Raw genomic sequence first — 21292 nt, forward strand, 5'->3', positions numbered from 1 at the left:
CGTTAACTTTTCTAAAAACAAAAATAAAGAGGGCTTTATGAAACAGCTCAAATCGCTCCTTCCAGCGGCGCTGCTCGGCCTTTGTGTCGGGTTTCCGTGCCTCTCCACAGCCGCCAACCTGACGATTTCCTGCGGTGCCGTGGGTGCTGAATTGCAGCTTTGCAAGGAAGCCGTCGAGGCGTGGTCGAAGCAGACCGGCAACAGCGTCGAGGTGGTTTCCACGCCTAACTCGGCGACCGAGCGGTTGTCGTTCTACCAACAGATCCTCAGCGCCCAGTCCAGCGACATCGACATCATCCAGATCGACATGGTGTGGCCGGGAATGTTGGCCAAGCATTTGATGGATCTGCGCGAGGTGCTGCCTGCCAACGCTACCCAGGGTTACTTCCAGGCCCAGGTGGACAACGCCACGGTGAACGGCCGCCTGGTGACCATGCCGTGGTTCACCGACTCAGGGCTGTTGTATTACCGCAAGGACCTGCTCGAGAAGTACAACAAGCCCGTGCCCCAGACCTGGGAGGAAATGACGGCGACCGCCAGGACTGTCCAGCAGGCCGAGCGCGATGCCGGGAACGCCAATGCCTGGGGTTATGTATTCCAGGGGCGCGCCTACGAAGGCCTGACCTGTAATGCCCTGGAGTGGATCAGCAGCCAACCCCAAGGCGGGCTGGTCAACACGCAAGGCGACATCGTGGTCAACAGCCCGGCCTCAAGGGCGGCGTTGACCCTGGCCAAGAGCTGGGTCGGGGACATCGCCCCCCGTGGCGTGCTCAATTACACCGAGGAGGAAGGGCGCGGCGTCTTCCAGTCGGGCAATGCGCTGTTCATGCGTAATTGGCCTTATGTCTGGGCCCTGGTGCAAAGCCAGGACAGCGCGGTTAAAGACAAGGTCGGCGTCGCTCCCCTGCCCCGCGGCGGCGCGATGGGTTCCCACGCATCCACCCTCGGCGGCTGGGGCCTGGCGGTATCGCGCTACAGCGCCAATCCCAAGCTCGCCGCAGAACTGGTGAGCTACCTGAGCAGCGCCCAACAGCAGAAACACCGCGCCCTGGTTGGCGCCTATAACCCAGTGATCGAATCGCTGTACCAGGACCCCGAATTGCTCGCGGCCATGCCTTACTACAGCCAACTGCGCAGCATCCTCAACGATGGGGTCATGCGCCCCGCTTCAATCACCGCCGACCGCTATCCACGGGTCTCCAATGCGTTCTTCGATCAAGTGCATGGCGTGCTGGCGGGCGAGCGGCCGGTGGATCAGGCGCTGGCCGAACTGGAAAGCGAACTCACGCGCATCAAACGCCGGAACTGGTAAGCCACAAGGAAGGAAATCACCATGTCTGTCTCCACCACACTCGCCCCCGACGACGAGTACCTGCTCACCCGGGAAACGCCGGTACAACGCCGTCGCGTTCGCGCCGCCTGGCTGTTTCTGACCCCGATGTTGCTATGCCTGGCGCTGGTGGCGGCCTGGCCACTGCTGCGCACCTTCTGGTTCAGCCTGACCGACGCCAGCCTGGCCGACACCGGCGACGCGACCTTTGTCGGCTTGAGTAATTATCTGTTTCACAGCAGTGTTGGTTGGTCAGGCCTGCTTGTCGATCCACAGTGGTGGAACGCGGTGCGCAACACCTTGCATTTCACCGTGGTGTCGGTGGGGCTGGAAATCGTCCTGGGGCTGCTGGTGGCGTTGCTGCTCAACGTCCAGTTCGGCGGACGCGCCCTGGTGCGGGCGTTGATCCTGATCCCCTGGGCGATCCCGACCATCGTCTCGGCGAAGATCTGGTCATGGATGCTCAACGATCAGTTCGGCATCATCAATCACCTGATGCTGGGCCTCGGCCTGATCGACGCGCCCCTGGCCTGGACCGCCGATGCGGATCTGTCGATGTGGGCGGTGATCATCGTCGACGTCTGGAAGACCGTGCCCTTTGTCACCCTGCTGATGCTGGCGGCCTTGCAGATGTTGCCCAGCGACTGCTACGAAGCCGCCAGGGTCGACGGCATCCACCCGGTGAAAGTGTTCTGGCGGGTCACCCTGCCGCTGCTGATGCCAGCGTTGCTGGTGGCGGCGATCTTTCGCATCCTCGATTCCTTGCGGGTATTCGACGTCATCTATGTGCTGACCTCGAACTCGTCAAGCACCATGAGCATGTCGGTCTATGCCCGCCAGCATCTGGTGGAGTTCCAGGACGTCGGTTACGGCAGCGCCGCCTCGACCTTGCTGTTCCTGGTCGTTGCGGTGATCGCCATGGTTTACCTGTACCTCGGACGCCGTCAGCTGGAGGTCCGCTCATGAGCCCGCGCCTGCTGAAAAAAGCCCTGCTGCGTCTCGGGTTCTGGTGCCTGATCGGCATCTTGCTGGTGTATGCAGTCTTCCCTTTCTACTACGCCATCGTGACGTCGCTGAAGCCGTCCAGCGCCTTGTTCCAGGTCAGCTACTGGATCGATAACCCGGATTTCTCCAACTATGCCGCCGTGCTCAACCAGGCCTCGTTCCTGCGGGCCATCGGCAACTCGCTGGTGGTGGCGCTGTGCGTGGTCACGCTGGCGCTGTTCCTCAGCCTGACCGCCGCGTATGCCTTGGGTCGGGTGAAGTTTCGCGGACGCGGTACGGTGTTGATGATGGTCCTGGGTGTCTCGATGTTTCCGCAAGTCGCGGTGCTATCGGGATTGTTCGAGGTGATCCGTGCCCTGGGCCTGTACAACACATCCTGGGCGTTGATCCTGAGCTACACGATTTTCACCCTGCCCTTCACCGTCTGGGTGCTGACCACCTTCATGGGACAACTGCCTCATGAACTGGAAGAGGCCGCCATCATGGACGGTGCATCACCCTGGGTCACGCTGACCCGCGTGCTGTTGCCATTGCTCTGGCCGGCCCTGGTCACCACTGGCCTCCTGGCCTTCATCGCCGCCTGGAACGAGTTCCTGTTTGCCCTGACCTTCACGCTGACCGACTCGCAACGCACGGTCCCGGTCGCCATCGCATTGATTTCCGGCGGCAGCCCCCATGAGCTGCCTTGGGGCCTGTTGATGGCGGCGTCGGTGCTGGTCACGGTCCCATTGGTGATTCTGGTGCTGATCTTCCAGCGCCGCATCGTTTCCGGCCTCACTGCCGGCGCGTTAAAGGGTTGAGGCCCAACACAGACAAGAAAGGAACAGCATCGTGATCAAGTTGAAGCTGGACAACGTGAACAAACAATTGGGCGGCGCACGCATTCTTCGCGACGTCAGCCTGGAAATCTCGGCGGGTGAATTCGTGGTCTTCGTCGGCCCTTCGGGCTGCGGAAAGTCGACCCTGCTGCGATTGATCGCCGGACTGGATTCGATCTGTGGCGGCGACCTGCTGATCGACGGACGCCGGGTCAACGACCTGGAACCGCGCGAGCGCGGCGTCGGCATGGTATTTCAGTCCTATGCGCTGTACCCGCACATGAGCGTCTACGACAACATCAGCTTCGGCCTCAAGCTGGCCAAGACCGAAAAGACCAGCCTGCGCGAGCGGGTGCTGAAAACCGCGCAGATCCTGCAATTGGACAAACTGTTGCAACGCAAGCCAAGGGAACTCTCGGGCGGCCAGCGCCAGCGGGTCGCCATGGGCCGGGCCATGGCACGGGAACCGGACATCCTGTTGTTCGACGAACCGCTGTCCAACCTGGACGCCTCCCTGCGCGTGCAGATGCGCAACGAAATCGCCCGACTGCATGGGCGATTGGGCTCGACCATGATCTACGTGACCCACGATCAGGTTGAAGCGATGACCCTGGCCGACAAGATTGTCGTGCTCAATGGCGGCCGTATCGAGCAGGTCGGCTCGCCACGGGAACTCTACGAGCATCCGGCCAGCCGTTTTGTCGCCGGTTTCCTCGGCTCGCCCAAGATGAACTTTCTGCCGGCACGCCTGCATACTCCCGGCGAAACCAGCCTGATCGATAGCCCCTTATTGGGGATGACGCCCCTTCCCTTCGACAGCGCCCACCTGGCAGCGGACAGCCCGCTGACCCTCGGGGTTCGCCCGGAACACGTGTCGCTCATAGCCGCGCAGGGAAACGCCGGAGTCGTCGTGGCCGGGGTCGAATACCTGGGCAGCGAGACCTACGTGCACCTGGAGACAGGCGAGGATGAACCCTTGATCTGTCGCTGCGAGGTCAACGCCGGATGGCATGTGGGCGATCGGGTTGAACTGCAACTGGCGTTCGACAATCTGCACCTGTTCGATGCCGACGGTACAGCCCTGAGACGCCATCCTGCCGTCATTGAAGTCCTTGCACAGGACATCCCCCAGCGCTCGCCAAAAGCAGGCGTTCTATGACCCTGTCTGTGAATACCATGAACGCACCAATACCAACTCCTCTCGAACGTGCGCAGCAGGCGCTGAGTGACGCCCAGTCCCGCGTCATCGACGATTATCGCCCTGACTATCATCTGGCGCCTGTCGCGGGCTGGATGAACGACCCTAACGGGGTGGTGTTTTTTCGTGGCGAATACCACGTGTTCTACCAACACCACCCCTTCGACGCCAAATGGGGTCCGATGTACTGGGGTCACGCCAAAAGCGCCGACCTGGTCCATTGGCAGCATCTGCCCCTTGCCCTGGCACCGGGGGATGACTTCGACCGCGACGGCTGTTTTTCCGGTAGTGCGGTGGTGTGTGGCGACACCCTGGCGCTGATCTACACCGGGCACACATGGTTGGGAGAAGTCGGCGACGAACGTCTGATCCGCCAGGTCCAGTGCCTGGCCACCAGTGTCGACGGCGTCCGGTTCGTCAAGCACGGCGCCGTCATAGAGGAGGCACCGCAAGCCGCGATCATGCACTTTCGCGACCCCAAGGTCTGGCAGGCGGATGGCTATTGGTACTTGATTGCCGGCGCGCGCCTGGGCGACACGCCGCTGCTGCCGTTGTACCGCTCCACCGACCTGCGCGCCTGGGAATTCCTCGACTACGTGTCCAGCGGCAACGAGGGCGATGGCTACATGTGGGAATGCCCGGACCTGTTTCGCCTGAACGGGCGTGACGTACTGCTGTACTCCCCCCAGGGCATGCGACCAGTTGGCTACGAACGACTCAACAAGTACCAGACCGGCTACCGCATTGGCCGGCTCGACAGTGAATGGCACTTCACCGGCGGGCCGTTCATCGAACTGGATAACGGCCACGATTTCTATGCCGCGCAAACGCTGGAGGCCGCCGATGGTCGGCGCCTGGTGTGGGCCTGGCTGGACATGTGGGAAAGCCCGATGCCGAGCCAGGCCCATCACTGGTGCGGCATGCTTGGCCTGCCCCGCGAACTTGAACTGCAGGGCGATCGCCTTGGCGTGTTTCCGGCGCGGGAACTGGTCGCGCTGCGCCAGGCGCCGTTACCGAGCATCGCGCCGTGGGGCGAGTCGGGCAGCCGCTGGGTACCGCAGGTGAAAGGCGACAGGCTCGAAATCCACGTGCACCTGGATCTGCTCGACTGTACCGAAGGCCACCTCGGCATCGCCTTGCGCTGCAGTGCCGATGAGCAGGAGCAAACCCTGCTTTACTACGACGCGTCACTGCAACGCCTGGTGCTCGATCGCAGCCACTCGGGCGCCCAGGTGAGCGGTCAGCGCAGCGTGTCGATAGAACGGGCACAAACGCAACTGCACCTGCGGGTGTTTCTCGATCGCTCGTCCATCGAAGTGTTTGAGGAAAACGGCCGCTTCAGCCTCAGCAGCCGCCTCTATCCGCGGCCCGACAGCCTCGGGGTGAAACTGTTGGCAAACGGCACTGGCGGGCGCGTCGCCATTCCCAAGGCGTGGCCGTTGGCCTCGGGCTGGCTGTGAGTACCGCCATTGGAGTCGCGAGAAGCCCGGGCCCTGTGTCATGATTCTGCGTCAACCTGACTGGCCGCACTTCGCATGACTTCCGTGAAAGACGTTGCACAGCTGGCCGGCGTATCCCTGATGACGGTTTCGCGCGCGCTCAACACGCCGGAAAAACTGAGCCCCGAGACCCTTCAGCGGGTACGTCGCGCCATTGATGAACTGCAATTCGTACCGAGCCTGTCGGCGCGCAGGATGCGCGGCGACAACTTGCAGGCGCGCACCATCGGTGTGTTCGCGTTGGACACTGCAACCACGCCATTCGCCGTCGAGTTGCTGTTGTCCATCGAACAGACCGCGCAGCAGGCAGGCTGGAACGTCTTCATTCTCAACCTGTTGAGCAACCCGCCCACCGACCAGAACATCGACCTGATGCTGTCGCATCGCCCTGACGGATTGATCTTCAGCGCCATGGGATTGCGCCAGGTGAGCATTCCCGAGCGACTCAAGAGCAAACCGCTGGTGCTCGCCAACTGCCTGGCGGACGACAACCAGTTGGTCAGTTATGTGCCGGATGATGAAGCTGGACAGCATCGAGCCATGGCGCATGCGTTGAGCCAAGGCTATCGGCGCCCGCTGTGCATCAATTTGCCCAGGAAGAGCGTTGCCTGGCGCCTGCGCCAACAAGGCCTGCAACGCGCCTGCCAGGCATTCGCGCTCGCGCCCGAGGCACTCCTGCAATACGACCTTTCCGATCACGACGCCTATGGTGAAACCGCCGCCATTCTTGACCGGCATATCGTCGACGGCCGTCCGCAATTCGACATCCTGGTCTGCGGCAACGATCGCATTGCCTTTTGTGCCTATCAGCTGTTGCTGGGCCGTGGCCTGAAGATTCCCGACGATGTCGCTGTGCTCGGTTATGACAACATGATCGGCATCGCCGAACTGTTCATCCCGCCACTGACGACGGTACAACTGCCGTACTACGAGATCGGTCGCCAGGCTGCCCGGCACCTGATCGAGAACCTCGAGGTATCGGGTGCCCAGCCCGTGGATTGCCCGCTGGTGGTCAGGGCGTCGCTATAAGATCAATCGGTACCCGGTGTCCTTGCATCAAGGCTGCTTCGCCGGCGACGGCGGCAGCGCCGCGATTATCCGGGCTCGGCAAACCTCGAGTATTTCATCGGCCAGCGCGGAATCGTCCGGACAGGCGCGCGACAACATGATCGCACCGACGGCATGCGCCAACGTGTCGAGCATCTTGGCCCTGATCGTCTCCTGCGGCGCGTCTTGCCCCGCCTCGTAGTGGCGTTCGAGTGCGGCCAGCGTGTTTTCCACGCCGCTGGCAAAGGTGGCCTTCAGCTCAGGCGATTGACGCGCAGCGTCCCCACACAGGGCCGACAGGGTGCAACCGTCGCCCCGGCCGTCACGGTGGTCCCTGGACACGTAAAGATTGATGAACCCAGGCACGCCGAGGCCCGAGCTGTCGGTCAGCGATTGCGCAAGGCTGCTGGCGGCCGCTTCTGCCATCAAGTCGGCCTTGGAGCCGAAATGTTTGTAGAAACCGCCATGGGTGAAGCCGGCGGCCGCCATCAGGTCCGCCACCCCTACGCCGTCAAAGCCTCGCTCGCGAAACAGGACAGAGGCCGTCTTGACGATGTGCTCCCGATTTGCCTGGGCCTGGGCCTTGGTCACTCGCATTTTTCACTCCCTCGTGCTGCTCGAAAATCATGCTCGCATCATACATAGATGTCGGGTGTAATCAAATTCGTTGACAGCTTAGATTTCGATCATCATCCTAATAACAGACCGAGCTCGACTGAGTCGATGCCTCGCCAGACTGCACGCGATCCTTTATCCAAACCTACGGAAACAAGACGCCATGACCGACCGGAATCTGTTCACACCCCATAAGCTGGGTGATCTCACGCTGTCCAACCGAGTGGTCCTGGCACCGCTGACACGTAACCGTGCGGGGCAAGGCTTTGTACCGAGCGAGTTCGCTGCCACTTACTACAGCCAGCGAGCGTCAGCAGGCCTGCTCATCTCCGAAGCGTCGCAGATTTCGCAGCAAGGGCAGGGTTATCAGGACACACCCGGGATCTACACCCAGGCGCAGATCGACGGCTGGCGTACGGTCACCGATGCCGTGCATGCCAAAGGCGGGCGAATTTTTCTGCAGTTGTGGCATGTCGGCCGCGTTTCCCACGTCGACCTGCAAGAGAACGGCGCCGCGCCAGTGGCACCCTCCGCTTTGCGTCCGGCGACCAAGGTATTCGTCAACAACCGTTTCGAGGACGTCTCGGCGCCGCGCGCGCTGGACATCAGCGAATTGCCCGGGATCGTCAATGATTTTCGCCAGGCAGCGGCGAACGCCATCGCTGCGGGATTTGACGGTGTAGAAATCCACGGCGCGAACGGCTATTTGCTGGACCAGTTCATCAAGGACGGCGCCAACGTGCGTACCGATGCCTACGGCGGCTCGATTGAAAATCGTGCTCGCCTGCTGCTGGAAGTGACCGCGGCCGTCGTGAAAGAAGTCGGCGCCAAACGCACCGGCCTGCGCATATCGCCTGTCTCGCCGGCCAACGGTGTGTCCAGCAGCGCGCCACAGCCTCAGTTCGACTACCTGGTCGACCAGCTCAACGCCCTGGATATCGTTTATCTGCATGTGGTCGAAGGTGCGACAGGCGGACCGCGCGACGTTGCACCCTTCGACTTTGGTGCTTTGCGCCAGCGCTTCAAAAACACCTACATCGCCAACAACGGCTACGACCTGGACCTGGCCACCTCACGACTCGTCGAAGACAAGGCTGATTTGATCGCCTTCGGCCGGCCGTTCATCGGCAATCCGGATCTGGTGGAGCGGCTGAAAACCGGCTCGCCTTTGTCGGCGTTCAATCCCGCTACCCTCTACGGAGGTGGTGCGACGGGCTACATCGACTACCCAACGCTCGCTGAGTCCAGCGTGCGGTAACACCGGCCAGACCCGACCGCACGCCTGAACGACAGCGCGCGCGACTCACTCATCAACCCCCTTGAAGAAGAGACTGCCCCATGGACACTCGCACAACCGTTCTCATCACTGGCGCGTCCACCGGCATCGGCGCTGTCTATGCCCAGCGCTTTGCGCAACGTGGACACGATCTGGTCCTGGTGGCCCGCGACAGCGCGCGCCTGGAAGCGCTGGCGGCCAAGCTGCGCAGCGAACACAACGTTGCCGTCGATATTCTCCAGGCCGACCTGACCCGGATCAGCGACCTGACGGCCGTCGAAGCCCGACTGCGCGATGACGCCAACATCGGCATCCTGGTCAATAACGCCGGTGCCGCCCAATCCGGATCCTTCATCGAGCAATCGACCGACAGCGTCACGCACCTCGTGTCGCTCAACACCACCGCGCTGGTCCGGCTGGCCAGCGCCATCGCCCCACGCCTGGTCAAAGCGGGTGACGGTGCGATCATCAATATCGGCTCCGTTGTTGGCCTGGCACCGGAGTTCGGGATGTCGGTCTATGGGGCGACCAAGGCCTTCGTGTTGTTTCTGTCCCAGGGACTCAGCCTGGAACTATCCCCTAAAGGCGTCTATGTTCAAGCCGTCCTGCCAGCGGCAACCCGTACCGAGATATGGGAACGCGCGGGCATCGATATCAATACCCTGAATGAGATCATGGAAGTCGGTGACCTGGTCGATGCTGCCCTGGTTGGTTTTGATCGTCGCGAGCCAGTGACCATACCGCCCTTGCATGAAGAGGCACGCTGGGATGCCTTGCAGGCAGCGCGCCAAGGGCTGCTCGGGCAAATCAGGCAGTCCCATGTTGCCGAACGCTATCAAGACCCGGCGTGATCATCGTCTAACGGACGCCGGCGCGAAGGAAAGCGCCGGTATTCCTGGATGCCTGGCGGGTGATCACTGCGCTGCATCCCTTATGAGAGCAAAGCACCATGAAGGCATTTTTAATCGACCGCTACGGCAGGAACAGTGGCCGTATGGGCGACCTACCGGCCCCTGAAGTGGGTGACCACGACGTTCTGGTCCGCGTGCATGCCGCCAGCGTCAATCCACTGGACTCCAAGATCAGCCAAGGCGAATTCAAACTGATCCTGCCCTATTCATTTCCCTTGGTGCTGGGCCATGACTTGGCCGGGGTCGTGGTGCGTGTGGGATCCCGCGTCCAGCAATTCAAGCCAGGTGATGAAGTCTATGCCCGCGCCCCGGACGGGCACATCGGCACCTTCGCCGAGCAGATTGCAGTGAACGAAAATGCCCTGGCCATGAAACCCATGAACGTCAGCATGGAAGAAGCCGCCGCCCTGCCCTTGGCCGCCCTGACGGCCTGGCAGGTACTGGTTGAAACAGCCCGATTGAAGAAAGGACAAAAGGTGTTCATCCAGGCCGGTTCAGGTGGCGTCGGCAACCTCGCCATCCAGCTTGCCAAGCACCTCGGTGCCTTCGTTGCAACCTCCACCAGCACCGGCAATGTGCCCTGGGTCAAAGCGCTGGGGGCGGACGTTGTCATCGATTACAAGCAGCAGGATTTCTCAAGCGCTCTGCAGGACTATGACGTCGTGTTGAACAGCCTGGGCGCCGATGAACTGGAGAAGTCGCTGAAGATCCTCAAACCCGGCGGCCAGCTCATTTCCATTTCGGGGCCACCCACCCCGCAGTTCGCCCAGGCCCAGGGGTTTTCCTGGCCGCTGAGACTGATCACGGGCCTGTTGAGCAGCGGTATACGCCGCAAGGCCCGCCGAAAGGGCGTGAGCTACGCCTTCGTGTTCATGCGCGCCAGTGGTCCGCAACTGCGTGAAATCGCCACGCTCGTCGAGTCCGGCAACCTCAAGCCGGTGGTCGACCGATCCTTCCCCTTCGACGCGACGGCCGAGGCCCTGGACTACGTCGAACAAGGACGGTCCAAGGGCAAGGTTGTCATCAAGGTTCACTCAGGAATGGCCGATGAGTGAAACCGCTCATCACCAAACAGCAATATGCGAATCCGCCCGAGGCTCGGTCCCGCCGCACAGCACGCCGCTGACCGGGTCACGCAGGATGATCTGGCCGCGGCCATAGTCGGTCAGGTCGCTGGCGATCTGGACCTCATGCCCCCGTCGCGCCAGGGCGTTGGCCAAGTCCCGTGACGCCCCGTGCTCGATCCCGACCTTCATGTCCCCCAGCCATTGCCAGCGCGGTGCGTCCAGGGCCGCTTGCGGGTTCAGGCCGAAATCCACCAGGTTCATGACCATCTGCACATGCCCCTGGGGCTGCATGTAGCCGCCCATTACGCCGAAGGGGCCGAGGGCCTCGCCATCGCGGGTGAGAAATCCGGGAATGATGGTATGGAAGGTCTTCTTGCTCGGGGCCAGGCAGTTGGCGTGGTTCGGATCGAGGCTGAACTCCTGCCCACGGTTCTGCAGGGCGATAGCGCTGTCGGGCAACACCACGCCGGAACCGAACCCGTGGTAATTGCTCTGGATGAACGAGACCATATTGCCCTCCCCATCCGCGGTCGCCAGGTACACCGTGCCGCTGGCGTGGGGGTCGCCGGGCACGGGCGGTTGGGCCTGTTCGCCGATTTGCCCGCGCCGGCGAGCGCTGTAGTCATCACTGAGCAGGTCAGCCACCGCCACGCGCATGTGCAGCGGGTCGGTGATGTAGTGCAGGCCGTCACTGTAGGCCAACTTCATCGCCTCCAGTTGGCGATGCCAGGTCTGTTGGCTGTCACGGTGATCGAAGTCGAAACCTTCCAGTATCTTCAGCGCCATCAGGGCCACCAGGCCCTGCCCGCTCGGCGGGATCTCCCAGACATCCACGCCTCGGTAATTGACGTGGATAGGGTCGACCCACTGGGCGCGGTAATCCCTGAGGTCCGAGGCGCGCAGGTAACCGCCACTGGCTCGGGAATGGGCGTCCAGGCGCTCGGCCAATGCACCGCGATAGAGGCTTTCGCAGTGGGTGTCGGCCAACTCCTGGAGCGTGCGGGCCTGGGCCAGGTTGCGAAAAACCTCCCCGGCCCGTGGCGCACGGCCTTCGATCAGAAAGGTATCGAACCAGGTTTCCAGGACGGTATCGCGATGGGGCGTGAACTCGTTCACCGCGATCTGCCATTGATGGGCAACCACCGGCGACAACGCAAAGCCATCCCGCGCCAGGCTGATCGCCGGTTGCAGCAGCTCGGCAAAGGGCAGCTTGCCAAAGCGTCCGGACAACTCGGCCCAGGCCGATGGGCAACCCGGGACGGTCACCGGTGTCCAGCCATAGAGCGGCATCTGTTCATGACCAGCGGCCCTGACCGCTTCGATACTCAAGGCGGCGGGTGCATGGCCGTTGCCGTTGAGGCCGTGCAACTGCCCCTTGCACCAGACCAGGGCGAAGGCGTCACCGCCGATGCCGCAACCGGTGGGTTCCACCACCGTCAGCGCCGCCGCCGTGGCGATGGCGGCGTCGATGGCATTGCCGCCTTTTTGCATGATCTCGATGCCCGCCTGGGCAGCCAGGGGCTGGGACGCGGCGACCATGCCCCGACGGGCGAAAACGCTCTGGCGTTGCGATGGATAAGGATACTCGTGGGCAGAAAATTTCAGCATGGCGAAGGCTCTTCAATACAAGAATTGATTGACCGGATCCAGGATGGACAATCGTGCACAGGTCAAAGCACCCGACTGAGAAAAGCCCGGGTACGCGGGTGAATGGGGTGACAGAAGATCTGCTCCGGCGGCCCTTGCTCGATGAGCTCGCCTTGATCCAGCACCACCACGCGGTCGGCCACTTCCCGGGCAAAACCCATTTCGTGCGTCACCACGACCATGGTCATCCCCTCCTCGGCCAACTCCTTCATCACTTGCAGCACCTCGCCGACGGTCTCCGGGTCGAGGGCGCTGGTGGGTTCGTCGAACAACATGGCCTGGGGTTTCATGGCCAGGGCCCGAGCGATCGCCACCCGCTGTTGCTGGCCGCCGGAGAGCATCGACGGGTAGTGATCTGCCTTGTCCGCCAGGCCGACCCGCTGCAGCAACCCGCGAGCCTGCTCCAACGCGGCGGCGCGAGTCACGCCGAGCACCTGGATCGGCGCCTCGATGATGTTCTCCAGGGCGGTCATGTGGGGGAACAGGTTGAAACGTTGGAAGACCATGCCGATGTCCCGGCGCTGACGGGCAATGTTGCGCTCCGACTCACGCACCAGGCTGCCGTCGGCCCGCTCGCGATACCCCATGGCCCGGCCATTGACGCGGATGCGGCCGCCCTGGATGTCCTCCAGCAGGTTGATGCAACGAATGAACGTGGTCTTGCCCGAGCCGGAGGCACCGATCAGAACCACCACTTCGCCGCGCCGTACTTGCAGGGAGATGCCCTTGAGAATCTGCAGCTCGCCGAAGGACTTGTGGACGTCCAGCGCCTCGATAATCAGCTCTTCGCTTTTGTGCGCCATGGTTAACGAGCCCTCAGCAGGTTCAGGGTGCTGCGACCGAACATCCGCGTCGACGCCGGCGGTGGCGACGAAGGCCGGTCCGACTGGCCGAAACGGGCCTCCAGCCAGCGCTGGAAAAAGCCCCACAATGTAGTCAGCAACAGGAAATAGATCGCCACCACCAGGTACAGCTCGAACACCCGGAACGTCGCCGAAGTAACCATCTGGGTACTGAGCAACAGTTCCTGGACGCCGATCACACTGACCAGCGTGGTGTTCTTGAGCATCACGTTGAACTCGTTGCCCAGCGGCGGAACGATGACCCGGAACGCCTGGGGCAAGACAATGCGGCGCATCAGTTTGGCGAAGGTCATGCCCAGGGAACGCCCGGCCTCGTATTGGCCCTTGTCCACCGCGCCAATGCCGGCGCGGATGATCTCGGCCATGTAGGCACCCTCGTTGAGGCCCAGGGCAATGATCGCGGCCTGGATATTGCCAGGAATGACCAGGCCGAACAGGTCGATGTCTTCGAAGCGGAAAATCCCGCCGGCGGCCAGCGCGGTGTAGAGAAAGACGATCTGCACCAGCAGCGGCGTACCGCGCATCAACCATACATAGAAGCGTACCGGCAGGTTCAGCAACGGGTTACGCGACAACCGCAGCAACGCCGCGGCCAGCCCCAGCACACAACCCAGCAGCATCGCCAGCACGCTGATCAGGCAGGTCAACCAGAGCCCGGTGAGGTACACCCCACTGGGCTGCAACAGGTACTGCCAGAACACATCCCAATTGAAATTCATCGATGGTTCACCTCAATCGAGTGTGTCACTGGCGACATGCCATTTACCGAGCAGTTGGCTGTAGCTGCCATCGCTGCGCATATCACTGATCACCTGCTGCACGGCGGCGGTCAGTTGCGGATCGTCCTTGCGAATGCCCAGGCCGGTGAGAATCCGGCTGAAGGCCGGCACCCCTTCCTCGAACAGGTCGGGCGCCATGGCGGCGTAGTAACCGGCGGTTTCCACGGTGGTGCCGTAGGCGTCGACCTGGCTGATGCGCAAGGCCTGGAAAGCATCGGTGTCGGTGTTGTAGACCACCAGCTTCATCGCTGGCCTGCCGGCCTTGGCCAGGGTTTCGTTCTCGGCGTCGAGCAGGGTCTTGATGGTGGAACCGTTGAGCACCGCGACCTTGTGCCCGGAGAGATCCGGCAATGTCTTGAGGCCCTTGGGATTGCCCTTGGGCACCACCACCGCCTGGCTGGAATACATGTAGTTGACGATGTCGATCACCTCGCGGCGCTCGGGCTTGTCAAACAGCTGGTCGACGATCATGTCGCACTGTCGGGCCAGCAACGCGGGGAGCAACCCGGAGAAGGGAATGACCCGCCATTCCACCTTCTTGTCGCCCAGACGCTTGGCGATTTCCAACCCCAGGTCCACGGTCAATCCCTTGGGTTTCTGCGCCTCATCGAAGGACACCAGCGGTGGCGAATCCATGCCCGAGCAGTAGACGAGTTTGTCGACCTTGAGCAAACGCTCCGGGACAACGGGCGCGGCAACCGCCCACTGCGCACAGAAACCCAAGGATATAGCGGCAACCAACAGGCGAGGCTTATGCATGACCAGACACTCCAGTTCAGTAAGTAACGGGCAGTACTCAAAGTCAAAACACGGGCAGGCTCTAAGTGTCCTGCTCTCGTTATTTTTTCGATTGCAGGAACTCGATCAATTCAGGAACGGTGCCTTCGATGTGTGCACGCACCACCGCCTCGGCCTTCTCGGCGTCGCCAGCACGCAGCGCGTCGAGGATCAGCATGTGCTCCTGGCGTGCGCTCAGGGGCTTTTCCACATGCTGCAACCACAGACGCATGGGCGCTTCGATCAGGGAATAGAGCGCGCTGATCTGCTTCAACAAACGGGGGCGACCACTGAGGCTGCACAGGTATTCATGGAAAGCGCGATGACGACTGACCCACTCGGCGCTTTCCTCGCGGTAATCGTCCATCTCGTCGAGCAAGCGCTCCAGGGCGGCCAACTGGCGTTCGCCGATTCTGGCTGTCGCGACACGGACCGCCAGGCCTTCCAGGGCGCTGCGCATTTCGAAGACTTCGTGCAACTCTTCGATGTCCAGGCCGCTGACAATCGCTCCACGATTGGGCCGCAGAGTCACCAGGCCCTGGGCATCCAGACGGCGAAAGGCCTCGCGCACCGGCATCCGGCTCATGCCGATCTCGTTGGCAATGTCCTCGGCAATCAGCCGGTCACCTTTGCGTAACCGACCGCCACAAATGGCATTGAGCAAGAAGTTGTAAGCCTCTTCTTCGGCAGTCATGGGCGGGCGTTCAGCGTAAGTCGGAGCGAACTGCATGGCAGCACCTTCTGCATTTTTGTATCCAATTATCCATGAATTCAAAAAGGCAGAATGCGTGCCAACCTCGCGCGTCATCGTGCAAGAGATTGATTTGAAGGGATTTTCCCAGGGGAAACGACGGCCAGACTCAAGCGCCACTACCGGCTGAACCGCACAGGTGTGCTACCAAACAGCTCAGCGGCTGCCTTTTATGGGTGCAAGATGGTGCTTCGGTAACACCGCAAACAGCGGCTCATCATGCCTGTGCCCTGGGCGTATCTGACGGCGACTCGCCGAACAGCGCCCGGTAATGGGCCGCAAAATGACTCAGGTGGTAAAACCCCATCGCCACGGCAATTTCACTGACGTTCAATGTAGCCGCATGGGTTGCGATCAGACGTCGGCGCACAGCGTTGAGCCGCAGGTTGCGCAGGTATTCCATCGGACGCATCCCGGTGACCGCCTGGAAACTGTTTTGCAGGGTCCTGCGACTGACCCGCAATTGCTCGCACAGATCGAGAATGCTCAAGGGCACATCTGCGCTGGCGTCGACCAGTTCCTGGCAGCGCTTGACCAGGTAGGCGCTGACGGCAAAATTGCCGCGGCGGCCACGCACCTCGTCCGAGGCGTGACTGAACAGGTCGAGGAAGGCGTTGAGCAGGACGTCCTCGAGGATTTTTTCCGAGGCGGGATTGACGGCGTCCGCCTGTTCCAAAAGGTGGCCAAACAGTGGGTGAATCCTTTGCTGCACCCTGCGCAGTACCACCTCATCCACGCTGACTTGGGACACGCTTTTCAAGCGCTTGAGTTGTTCACTCGACAGTTCATAGGCCGCCAGCTTGGCGAACCGTACCGTGTCGACATTGGCCGCGAAGAAGTGCGTACCCTCCGGGGCGTGCAGGACGAAGTCTTCGCCATCTCGCAGCAGCACGACGCTGTGGGCGCCCACCTGGTGCCCCTGGACCACTGGCGCACCGCCCAGCGACATGGCAATGCACAGGCGCCCTTTTGGCGCGCAACCACGCTGCACCACCCGTTTATCCAGCACCTCCTGGAAAATCTGGAAACGATCGGCGCACACCTGCCGCAGCTCGCTGGAGAGGCATCCACGCCCGAGCTGATCGTAGACTTGTTGCCAGCCCAGGATCGAACCGGCGTGTTGCTGAGGATCATTGAAAGTACGAACTTCGGCGAACATGATCATTGTTCCTCGGTGGCCCTGCCCTTATTGCCTGGTACGATTATGCAAGCAAGTCGGTAGCCTCGTGGCGAGGGAGCTTGCTCCCGCTGGGCTGCGCAGCAGACCCATTTTGGTGAGCGCTTCGCACTGGAGCGCCAGCCCGGTCAAGCGGGAGCAAGCTCCCTCGCCACGCGTGCATCATTTCACTTGAGTAAACAGTTCTTACTGTCGACCGTCTTCATCCGCCTGGAAAACCAAAGCCAGTTCCATGCCAAGCATGTACAACCGGTATTCGGCGGCCTTGATCTCCAAGGGCGCCAACAAAGAGCCGGAAAGCACCACCTGGCCCGCTTCAACGCACTGCCCGTCGGCCAGCAAGCGCCGTACCAGCCAGCACAGGTTTGCCTGGGGGGTGTCCTCGCGCGCCTGGGCATTGCCTTCGCCGCAGGGCACCCCGTCGCATTCCAGGCGATAGGTCACGTGGGTCAATTGCTCAGGATGAAACCTGACTCGCGAGCCAAGGCAATAAAGCCCCGCAGCGGCATTGTCGGCCAGAAACGCCCCGACGCCGAAACGCCAGCCCTCCCAGCGGCAATCGGCAATTTCGAACGCCGGCGCGACCTCGGACACAGCGGCCAGAATATCTTCGTCGCTGTAAAAACCTGGCACCAGCGTACGCCCCAGGACAAACGCCAACTCGATTTCCAGCTTGGGCTGGATCAGCCGTGCAAGCGCCAGCGTACTGCCGGGTTTCACAGCCATGACATCGGTCAGTCCGCCCAATACCGGCTCATCAATACCGAAACGGTCCTGGGCGGCGCGGCCAGCGAAGGCCACCTTCCATCCGGTCAACTGCTCACCAGCGACCTGACGTCGGCGCATTGCCTCGCGCTGCAAGGTGTAGCCCGCCGACAGGTCGAAGGCGTGAGGCTCCAACGAAGGCAAGGGGTGTACGGCCTGCGCGGCATCGTGAAGCCGGACCAGTAGATCGTCTTCGCGCCTCATGAGAGTTGCTCCGCCAGTTTGCGCAATACGCCTTCGAGCCGCTCGGGTGTGGTGATCGCCGCGACAAACCGATCCGGCCGCACCACCACGATGCAATCACGCACCTTGGCAAACCATTCGCCCAGGCGGTTATCGACGTCCTCGACGCAAATGGCGCCATTGGCAGACAAGGGCTGGTTACGCCCCACGCCACTGCGCGAACGATTGATCTGGATGAAACGTGTGTCCCAGCGCGCCCACCAGGCGGCGGTTTGCTCGCTGAGCTGTTCGCTCGGATTGACCCGATACCCTAGCACCGCATAGGAATGCCCCAACACTTCGTCCAGGCGCCGGCGCTGGCCCTGGGCATCTTCGATAGACGGTTGGATGAACAACTGCCCGACCAGATCATCCTCATGCAGCTCGGCGCGCTCGTGATACACCAGGCCTTTGGTGATGGTCGCCTTGGGTTTGAACTTGAATTCCAGCAAGTGCGAGCGAAGGTTGTCGACGCTGTTGACGGCCTGGAACAACCAGTCCCGGACACCGGCCATCAGCGGGTTGGTCAGCCCCAGGACGGCACCCATGTTGTCGGCCAACGCGATGAGGTCGGTCGCATGCCCACGGCGCTCCTGATCGTAACTGGCCAGAATCGCCGGCGATGCACGCCCCTGGAGAATCGCGGCGAGCTTCCAGGCAACGTTGGCGACATCACGCAAGCCTGAATTGAGCCCCTGCCCGGCCCAGGGCGGGGAAATATGTGCCGCGTCCCCCACTAATGCCACCCGGCCCTGGACAAAACGCGCCGCGACCCGGGAATTATGGGTGTAGGCACGGATCCGGATGATTTCCAGCTGATCGACCGCCTCGCCGATATGTCCACGGATCAAGTCCCGGATCGTCGCCTCTTCGCACATCCTGGCCTCATCTTCGCCCTCCAGGAGCATGAACTCCCAGCGCCGTTGCTGATACGGCAGGTAGATACAGACAAAGGGGCGTTGAGGGTCGGCATGCAGGGCCGTGTAGGGTGCATCCAGGGTATCGTTGGCCGTGTCGATCACCACCCATTTGCGTGGATGGGTCAACCCCAGCAGTTCGATACCGAGTTTCTTGCGCACGCTGGAACGTCCGCCATCGGCGCCGATCACGTACTGCGCCTGCAATTGATAGAGCTCGCCCCCGGCATCTCGCACCTGCAAGGTCACGCCCTCGGCATCCTGCTCCAGGTCGAGCATTTCATGGCCCTGGCGCAACTCGACGCTGGTGTGTTTGCCCAGTTGTTCGCGCAATGTCGTTTCAAGCAACTGTTGCATGAAGATGTTGCGCATCGGCCAGCCATAGTTCGCCGTGCTCGGTTTGACCTCGGCAAAACAGACGCCTCGCGCATTGTAGTAACGCAAGGGCACGTTGCAGATCATGTCGCGCGCGGCCAGCTCGGCGATGCCGATACCCTGCAACACCCGTAGCGCCTCGTCATCCATGCCCACCGCGCGCGGATACGGCAGGACGCCGTCAGCCAATTCAAGGACGATGCAGTCGATTCCGTACAGCCCCATGTAATGAGCGGCCGTGATCCCGTTCGGGCCGCCGCCCACGATGACAACCTGGGTTTTCTCCTGCTTCATCGCTATTCACCGCTTTGTTGTTGTGGTTGTAGGCATTGGTCGTGCAAGTAGTCCCTGACGACACGGTTGAAGGTGTCCTCCTGGTCGTCATGGACATAATGGCTGGCATCGGCGATTTGCGCTGTGCGCACCTGCGGGTTGGCCTCTTTCATAGCCTCCAGGGTCGCCTGGGGCAGAAAATCGGAACGCGCGCCGCGGATGAACAGCGTCGGGCAATCCAGGGCCCGAACCGCCGGCCACAGATCGGTCGGGGTGATGCTCAAGCGCGCCTCGGCAATCCCGGCCTGATCATGGCGCCAGCCGATGCCTTCCGGTGTTTGCTTCATCGAGTGGGTCAATCTGGACGTCAGCCCCTGGGCAGACAGACCCGGCCGCGATCGGCGCCAGAATTGCGCGGCGCTTTCCCAGTCGGGAAACGACAGCGGCGTCTGGCTCATCTCGCGACGGATGCGCTCTGCACCGTCGCCGCTGACCGACGAACCGGGGCCGATGTCTTCGATCACCAGGGCTTGCAGGCGTCCGGGATTGAGCCGGGCATACTCCAGCGCATTGGTGCCGCCGAGGGAATGCCCGACCAGGACGAAACGCTCCAGGCCCAGGTGCGCGACCCAATCTTCCAGATCACTGACATAGGCCTCGGTCCGGTAGCTGGAAGCTTCTGCCCAGTCACTGTCGCCACGACCGCGCTGATCCAGGGCATAGCAACAGTACTGCTCGCCCAGTGCATTGGCCAATGACGTCCAGGTCTGGGCATAGGCGCGCAACCCATGCAGCATCAGGACGGGAATGCCCGACGCATTGCCCCAGGACAGATAGTGCAGGCGCATCCCGGATCGATTGGTGAAGAACTGGCTGTTTGCAGACATTCGTTTGCTTCCCACGGTCAACGCACCTCAATACAGGCCGTCATTACCCTTCACGTCCACAGCCTGGAGGCCACCGAGACGTGCATGCAAGCGCCCGCGCGTGGCGAAGGCCCAGATGATGACCAGCTCGTCGGCCGAGGGACCATCACCGAACGAAAGCGAAATGCTGTCGTAGTGCGAGCGGACATATAGCGCGTCCTTGTGGGCCAGCGGCACATCGATGGTCACGCCAGGCCCGCCACGCTTGCCCGTGGAAGGCACCCAGGACTTGCCGCCGCCCAATGCGACGCGGATCGGATCCGCCGCCGGATTGGTCAACAATGCATTGCCATGCTCGTACTCGCCCTGGCTGCCCACCAGGCACGCCTTGCCGTAACTCACGATTTCCCGCTGGCCGGCCAGAGCCTGGATGCGCCGACCAAACTCCTGGCCCAACAACGGTGAAGGCTCGATCAGCTCGGCCAGACTTTCGCTGAAGCGTCCGGCGTAAGGGTTGGCGATCACGGCGCCAATGGCGTACTTGAACAGCGGCTCACCATCGGCCAACTGGCCGGTTTCGTTGGCCAGGGTTTCCTCGACGAAGCTGTACCATTTGCGAATGTGGTAACTGGCGAAATTTGCGGTTTTCATCAGACGTATCTCCTTAAAGTGGGTCGAGATCAAAATGGCGGCTGGGCGCCCCGGCCGCCTTGAAGCGGGCCTTGCCGCGTGCATCGTCGTGTTCGGACTCGAGGAAAAATTCCATGCGATTGCCATCGGGGTCGTTGAAATACACGCCGTTGCCGATCTCGTGGTCGGTGATCTTCACCACCTCGACGCCCTTTTTCAGCAACATGCCGTAGAGCTTGCGCAGGGTGGTCATGTCGCCCGCGATCTCCAGCCCGTAGTGCTGCAACCCCAGGCCGCCCTGGTGGGCCCCGGGTTCCGCGCGGAGCAACGCGATGTCGTGATGCTTGGCACCAAACGCCATCATGATCCAGCTTTCACCCCGGGCGCTTTCATGCATGCCCAGCACGTCGGCGTACCAACGTGCCGACACTTCAGGGTCGCTCACGAACAACGACAGGTGAGTACGAACGACTTCGACTTTCAT

General features: G+C 61.9%; 21 protein-coding genes. 9 read left to right on the top strand and 12 right to left on the bottom strand.

All coding sequences use genetic code 11. From position 1 onward, the window contains the following. Nucleotides 1–37 precede the first annotated feature (37 nt). From PBDP_RS17550 to PBDP_RS17575, 6 genes are all read left to right on the top strand, one after another. Nucleotides 38–1312, top strand: a complete 1275-nt coding sequence (locus tag PBDP_RS17550) for an ABC transporter substrate-binding protein (RefSeq protein WP_212801062.1) — start codon at nucleotides 38–40, stop codon at nucleotides 1310–1312. A gap of 21 nt (nucleotides 1313–1333) precedes the next feature. Continuing rightward, on the top strand, nucleotides 1334–2296 hold the full coding sequence (locus PBDP_RS17555; RefSeq protein WP_212801063.1) for a carbohydrate ABC transporter permease: 963 nt from the start codon (nucleotides 1334–1336) through the stop codon (nucleotides 2294–2296). Further along, nucleotides 2293–3135 carry a carbohydrate ABC transporter permease gene (locus PBDP_RS17560; RefSeq protein ID WP_212801064.1) on the top strand — a complete coding sequence of 281 codons (843 nt, stop codon included), beginning with the start codon at nucleotides 2293–2295 and terminating at the stop codon, nucleotides 3133–3135. The genes PBDP_RS17555 and PBDP_RS17560 overlap by 4 nt, the downstream gene beginning before the upstream one ends. 31 nt (nucleotides 3136–3166) lie before the next feature. Then, nucleotides 3167–4312: an ABC transporter ATP-binding protein gene (locus tag PBDP_RS17565; protein WP_212801065.1), complete on the top strand. Its 1146-nt coding sequence runs from the start codon at nucleotides 3167–3169 to the stop codon at nucleotides 4310–4312. Next, complete coding sequence (locus tag PBDP_RS17570) at nucleotides 4309–5811, top strand: glycoside hydrolase family 32 protein (protein ID WP_212801066.1); 1503 nt, start codon at nucleotides 4309–4311, stop codon at nucleotides 5809–5811. Before PBDP_RS17565 ends, PBDP_RS17570 begins: the two co-directional genes overlap by 4 nt. A gap of 75 nt (nucleotides 5812–5886) precedes the next feature. Then, nucleotides 5887–6879 carry a LacI family DNA-binding transcriptional regulator gene (locus PBDP_RS17575; RefSeq protein ID WP_109753197.1) on the top strand — a complete coding sequence of 331 codons (993 nt, stop codon included), beginning with the start codon at nucleotides 5887–5889 and terminating at the stop codon, nucleotides 6877–6879. Between the two features lie 27 nt (nucleotides 6880–6906). On the opposite strand, the gene PBDP_RS17580 is transcribed toward PBDP_RS17575, so the two are convergent. Continuing rightward, nucleotides 6907–7494 carry a TetR/AcrR family transcriptional regulator gene (locus tag PBDP_RS17580; protein ID WP_109753198.1) on the bottom strand — a complete coding sequence of 196 codons (588 nt, stop codon included), beginning with the start codon at nucleotides 7492–7494 and terminating at the stop codon, nucleotides 6907–6909. A gap of 181 nt (nucleotides 7495–7675) precedes the next feature. Between PBDP_RS17580 and PBDP_RS17585 the strand changes: the two genes are divergently transcribed. The 3 genes from PBDP_RS17585 (at nucleotide 7676) to PBDP_RS17595 (ending at nucleotide 10754) form a co-directional block, all read left to right on the top strand. Further along, entirely contained in the window at nucleotides 7676–8770 is a 1095-nt protein-coding gene (locus tag PBDP_RS17585; protein ID WP_109753199.1) for an alkene reductase, read from the top strand. Between the two features lie 80 nt (nucleotides 8771–8850). After that, the gene (locus PBDP_RS17590; RefSeq protein ID WP_212801067.1) at nucleotides 8851–9639 is read left to right on the top strand and encodes an SDR family NAD(P)-dependent oxidoreductase; all 789 of its coding nucleotides are present in this window, start codon (nucleotides 8851–8853) and stop codon (nucleotides 9637–9639) included. Between the two features lie 98 nt (nucleotides 9640–9737). Continuing rightward, nucleotides 9738–10754, top strand: coding sequence for an NADP-dependent oxidoreductase (locus PBDP_RS17595; protein WP_109753201.1), 1017 nt, complete (start codon nucleotides 9738–9740; stop codon nucleotides 10752–10754). Nucleotides 10755–10763: 9 nt separating this feature from the next. Here the strand turns inward: PBDP_RS17595 and PBDP_RS17600 are convergent, their stop codons facing one another. The 11 genes from PBDP_RS17600 to PBDP_RS17650 form a co-directional block, all read right to left on the bottom strand. Further along, nucleotides 10764–12374: a gamma-glutamyltransferase family protein gene (locus tag PBDP_RS17600; RefSeq protein WP_212801068.1), complete on the bottom strand. Its 1611-nt coding sequence runs from the start codon at nucleotides 12372–12374 to the stop codon at nucleotides 10764–10766. A gap of 62 nt (nucleotides 12375–12436) precedes the next feature. After that, nucleotides 12437–13216: an amino acid ABC transporter ATP-binding protein gene (locus PBDP_RS17605; RefSeq protein WP_109753203.1), complete on the bottom strand. Its 780-nt coding sequence runs from the start codon at nucleotides 13214–13216 to the stop codon at nucleotides 12437–12439. A 2-nt stretch (nucleotides 13217–13218) separates the two neighbouring features. After that, nucleotides 13219–13995: an amino acid ABC transporter permease gene (locus PBDP_RS17610; RefSeq protein ID WP_109753204.1), complete on the bottom strand. Its 777-nt coding sequence runs from the start codon at nucleotides 13993–13995 to the stop codon at nucleotides 13219–13221. A gap of 12 nt (nucleotides 13996–14007) precedes the next feature. Further along, nucleotides 14008–14814: an ABC transporter substrate-binding protein gene (locus tag PBDP_RS17615; protein ID WP_116832701.1), complete on the bottom strand. Its 807-nt coding sequence runs from the start codon at nucleotides 14812–14814 to the stop codon at nucleotides 14008–14010. Between the two features lie 79 nt (nucleotides 14815–14893). Continuing rightward, nucleotides 14894–15562 (bottom strand): GntR family transcriptional regulator, encoded by a 669-nt coding sequence (locus tag PBDP_RS17620; protein WP_109753206.1) that lies wholly within the window; start codon nucleotides 15560–15562, stop codon nucleotides 14894–14896. Between the two features lie 238 nt (nucleotides 15563–15800). Then, entirely contained in the window at nucleotides 15801–16742 is a 942-nt protein-coding gene (locus PBDP_RS17625; RefSeq protein WP_109753386.1) for a helix-turn-helix domain-containing protein, read from the bottom strand. Between the two features lie 204 nt (nucleotides 16743–16946). Continuing rightward, complete coding sequence (locus tag PBDP_RS17630) at nucleotides 16947–17729, bottom strand: 2-keto-4-pentenoate hydratase (RefSeq protein ID WP_212801069.1); 783 nt, start codon at nucleotides 17727–17729, stop codon at nucleotides 16947–16949. Next, a complete protein-coding gene (locus tag PBDP_RS17635; RefSeq protein ID WP_212801070.1) occupies nucleotides 17726–19333 on the bottom strand; it encodes a bifunctional 3-(3-hydroxy-phenyl)propionate/3-hydroxycinnamic acid hydroxylase in 1608 nt (535 codons plus the stop codon). The genes PBDP_RS17630 and PBDP_RS17635 overlap by 4 nt, the downstream gene beginning before the upstream one ends. 2 nt (nucleotides 19334–19335) lie before the next feature. Further along, the gene (locus tag PBDP_RS17640; protein ID WP_109753209.1) at nucleotides 19336–20199 is read right to left on the bottom strand and encodes an alpha/beta fold hydrolase; all 864 of its coding nucleotides are present in this window, start codon (nucleotides 20197–20199) and stop codon (nucleotides 19336–19338) included. A 27-nt stretch (nucleotides 20200–20226) separates the two neighbouring features. Then, the gene (locus tag PBDP_RS17645; protein ID WP_212801071.1) at nucleotides 20227–20829 is read right to left on the bottom strand and encodes an amino acid synthesis family protein; all 603 of its coding nucleotides are present in this window, start codon (nucleotides 20827–20829) and stop codon (nucleotides 20227–20229) included. 13 nt (nucleotides 20830–20842) lie between these two features. Beyond that, a complete protein-coding gene (locus tag PBDP_RS17650; RefSeq protein WP_109753211.1) occupies nucleotides 20843–21292 on the bottom strand; it encodes a VOC family protein in 450 nt (149 codons plus the stop codon).

The sequence above is a fragment of the Pseudomonas sp. St290 genome, from assembly GCF_018325805.1.
GTDB classification, from domain to species: domain Bacteria; phylum Pseudomonadota; class Gammaproteobacteria; order Pseudomonadales; family Pseudomonadaceae; genus Aquipseudomonas; species Aquipseudomonas bijieensis.

Bases quoted from the DNA above. Each gene is read 5' to 3' on its own strand.
- PBDP_RS17640 (WP_109753209.1), bottom strand. From the start codon at position 20,199: ATGTCTGCAAACAGCCAGTTCTTCACCAATCGATCCGGGATGCGCCTG.
- PBDP_RS17635 (WP_212801070.1), bottom strand. From the start codon at position 19,333: ATGAAGCAGGAGAAAACCCAGGTTGTCATCGTGGGCGGCGGCCCGAAC.
- PBDP_RS17620 (WP_109753206.1), bottom strand. From the start codon at position 15,562: ATGCAGTTCGCTCCGACTTACGCTGAACGCCCGCCCATGACTGCCGAA.
- PBDP_RS17555 (WP_212801063.1), top strand. From the start codon at position 1,334: ATGTCTGTCTCCACCACACTCGCCCCCGACGACGAGTACCTGCTCACC.
- PBDP_RS17590 (WP_212801067.1), top strand. From the start codon at position 8,851: ATGGACACTCGCACAACCGTTCTCATCACTGGCGCGTCCACCGGCATC.
- PBDP_RS17570 (WP_212801066.1), top strand. From the start codon at position 4,309: ATGACCCTGTCTGTGAATACCATGAACGCACCAATACCAACTCCTCTC.
- PBDP_RS17595 (WP_109753201.1), top strand. From the start codon at position 9,738: ATGAAGGCATTTTTAATCGACCGCTACGGCAGGAACAGTGGCCGTATG.
- PBDP_RS17600 (WP_212801068.1), bottom strand. From the start codon at position 12,374: ATGCTGAAATTTTCTGCCCACGAGTATCCTTATCCATCGCAACGCCAG.
- PBDP_RS17585 (WP_109753199.1), top strand. From the start codon at position 7,676: ATGACCGACCGGAATCTGTTCACACCCCATAAGCTGGGTGATCTCACG.
- PBDP_RS17550 (WP_212801062.1), top strand. From the start codon at position 38: ATGAAACAGCTCAAATCGCTCCTTCCAGCGGCGCTGCTCGGCCTTTGT.
- PBDP_RS17605 (WP_109753203.1), bottom strand. From the start codon at position 13,216: ATGGCGCACAAAAGCGAAGAGCTGATTATCGAGGCGCTGGACGTCCAC.
- PBDP_RS17650 (WP_109753211.1), bottom strand. From the start codon at position 21,292: ATGAAAGTCGAAGTCGTTCGTACTCACCTGTCGTTGTTCGTGAGCGAC.
- PBDP_RS17615 (WP_116832701.1), bottom strand. From the start codon at position 14,814: ATGCATAAGCCTCGCCTGTTGGTTGCCGCTATATCCTTGGGTTTCTGT.
- PBDP_RS17630 (WP_212801069.1), bottom strand. From the start codon at position 17,729: ATGAGGCGCGAAGACGATCTACTGGTCCGGCTTCACGATGCCGCGCAG.
- PBDP_RS17625 (WP_109753386.1), bottom strand. From the start codon at position 16,742: ATGTTCGCCGAAGTTCGTACTTTCAATGATCCTCAGCAACACGCCGGT.
- PBDP_RS17645 (WP_212801071.1), bottom strand. From the start codon at position 20,829: ATGAAAACCGCAAATTTCGCCAGTTACCACATTCGCAAATGGTACAGC.
- PBDP_RS17575 (WP_109753197.1), top strand. From the start codon at position 5,887: ATGACTTCCGTGAAAGACGTTGCACAGCTGGCCGGCGTATCCCTGATG.
- PBDP_RS17560 (WP_212801064.1), top strand. From the start codon at position 2,293: ATGAGCCCGCGCCTGCTGAAAAAAGCCCTGCTGCGTCTCGGGTTCTGG.
- PBDP_RS17610 (WP_109753204.1), bottom strand. From the start codon at position 13,995: ATGAATTTCAATTGGGATGTGTTCTGGCAGTACCTGTTGCAGCCCAGT.
- PBDP_RS17580 (WP_109753198.1), bottom strand. From the start codon at position 7,494: ATGCGAGTGACCAAGGCCCAGGCCCAGGCAAATCGGGAGCACATCGTC.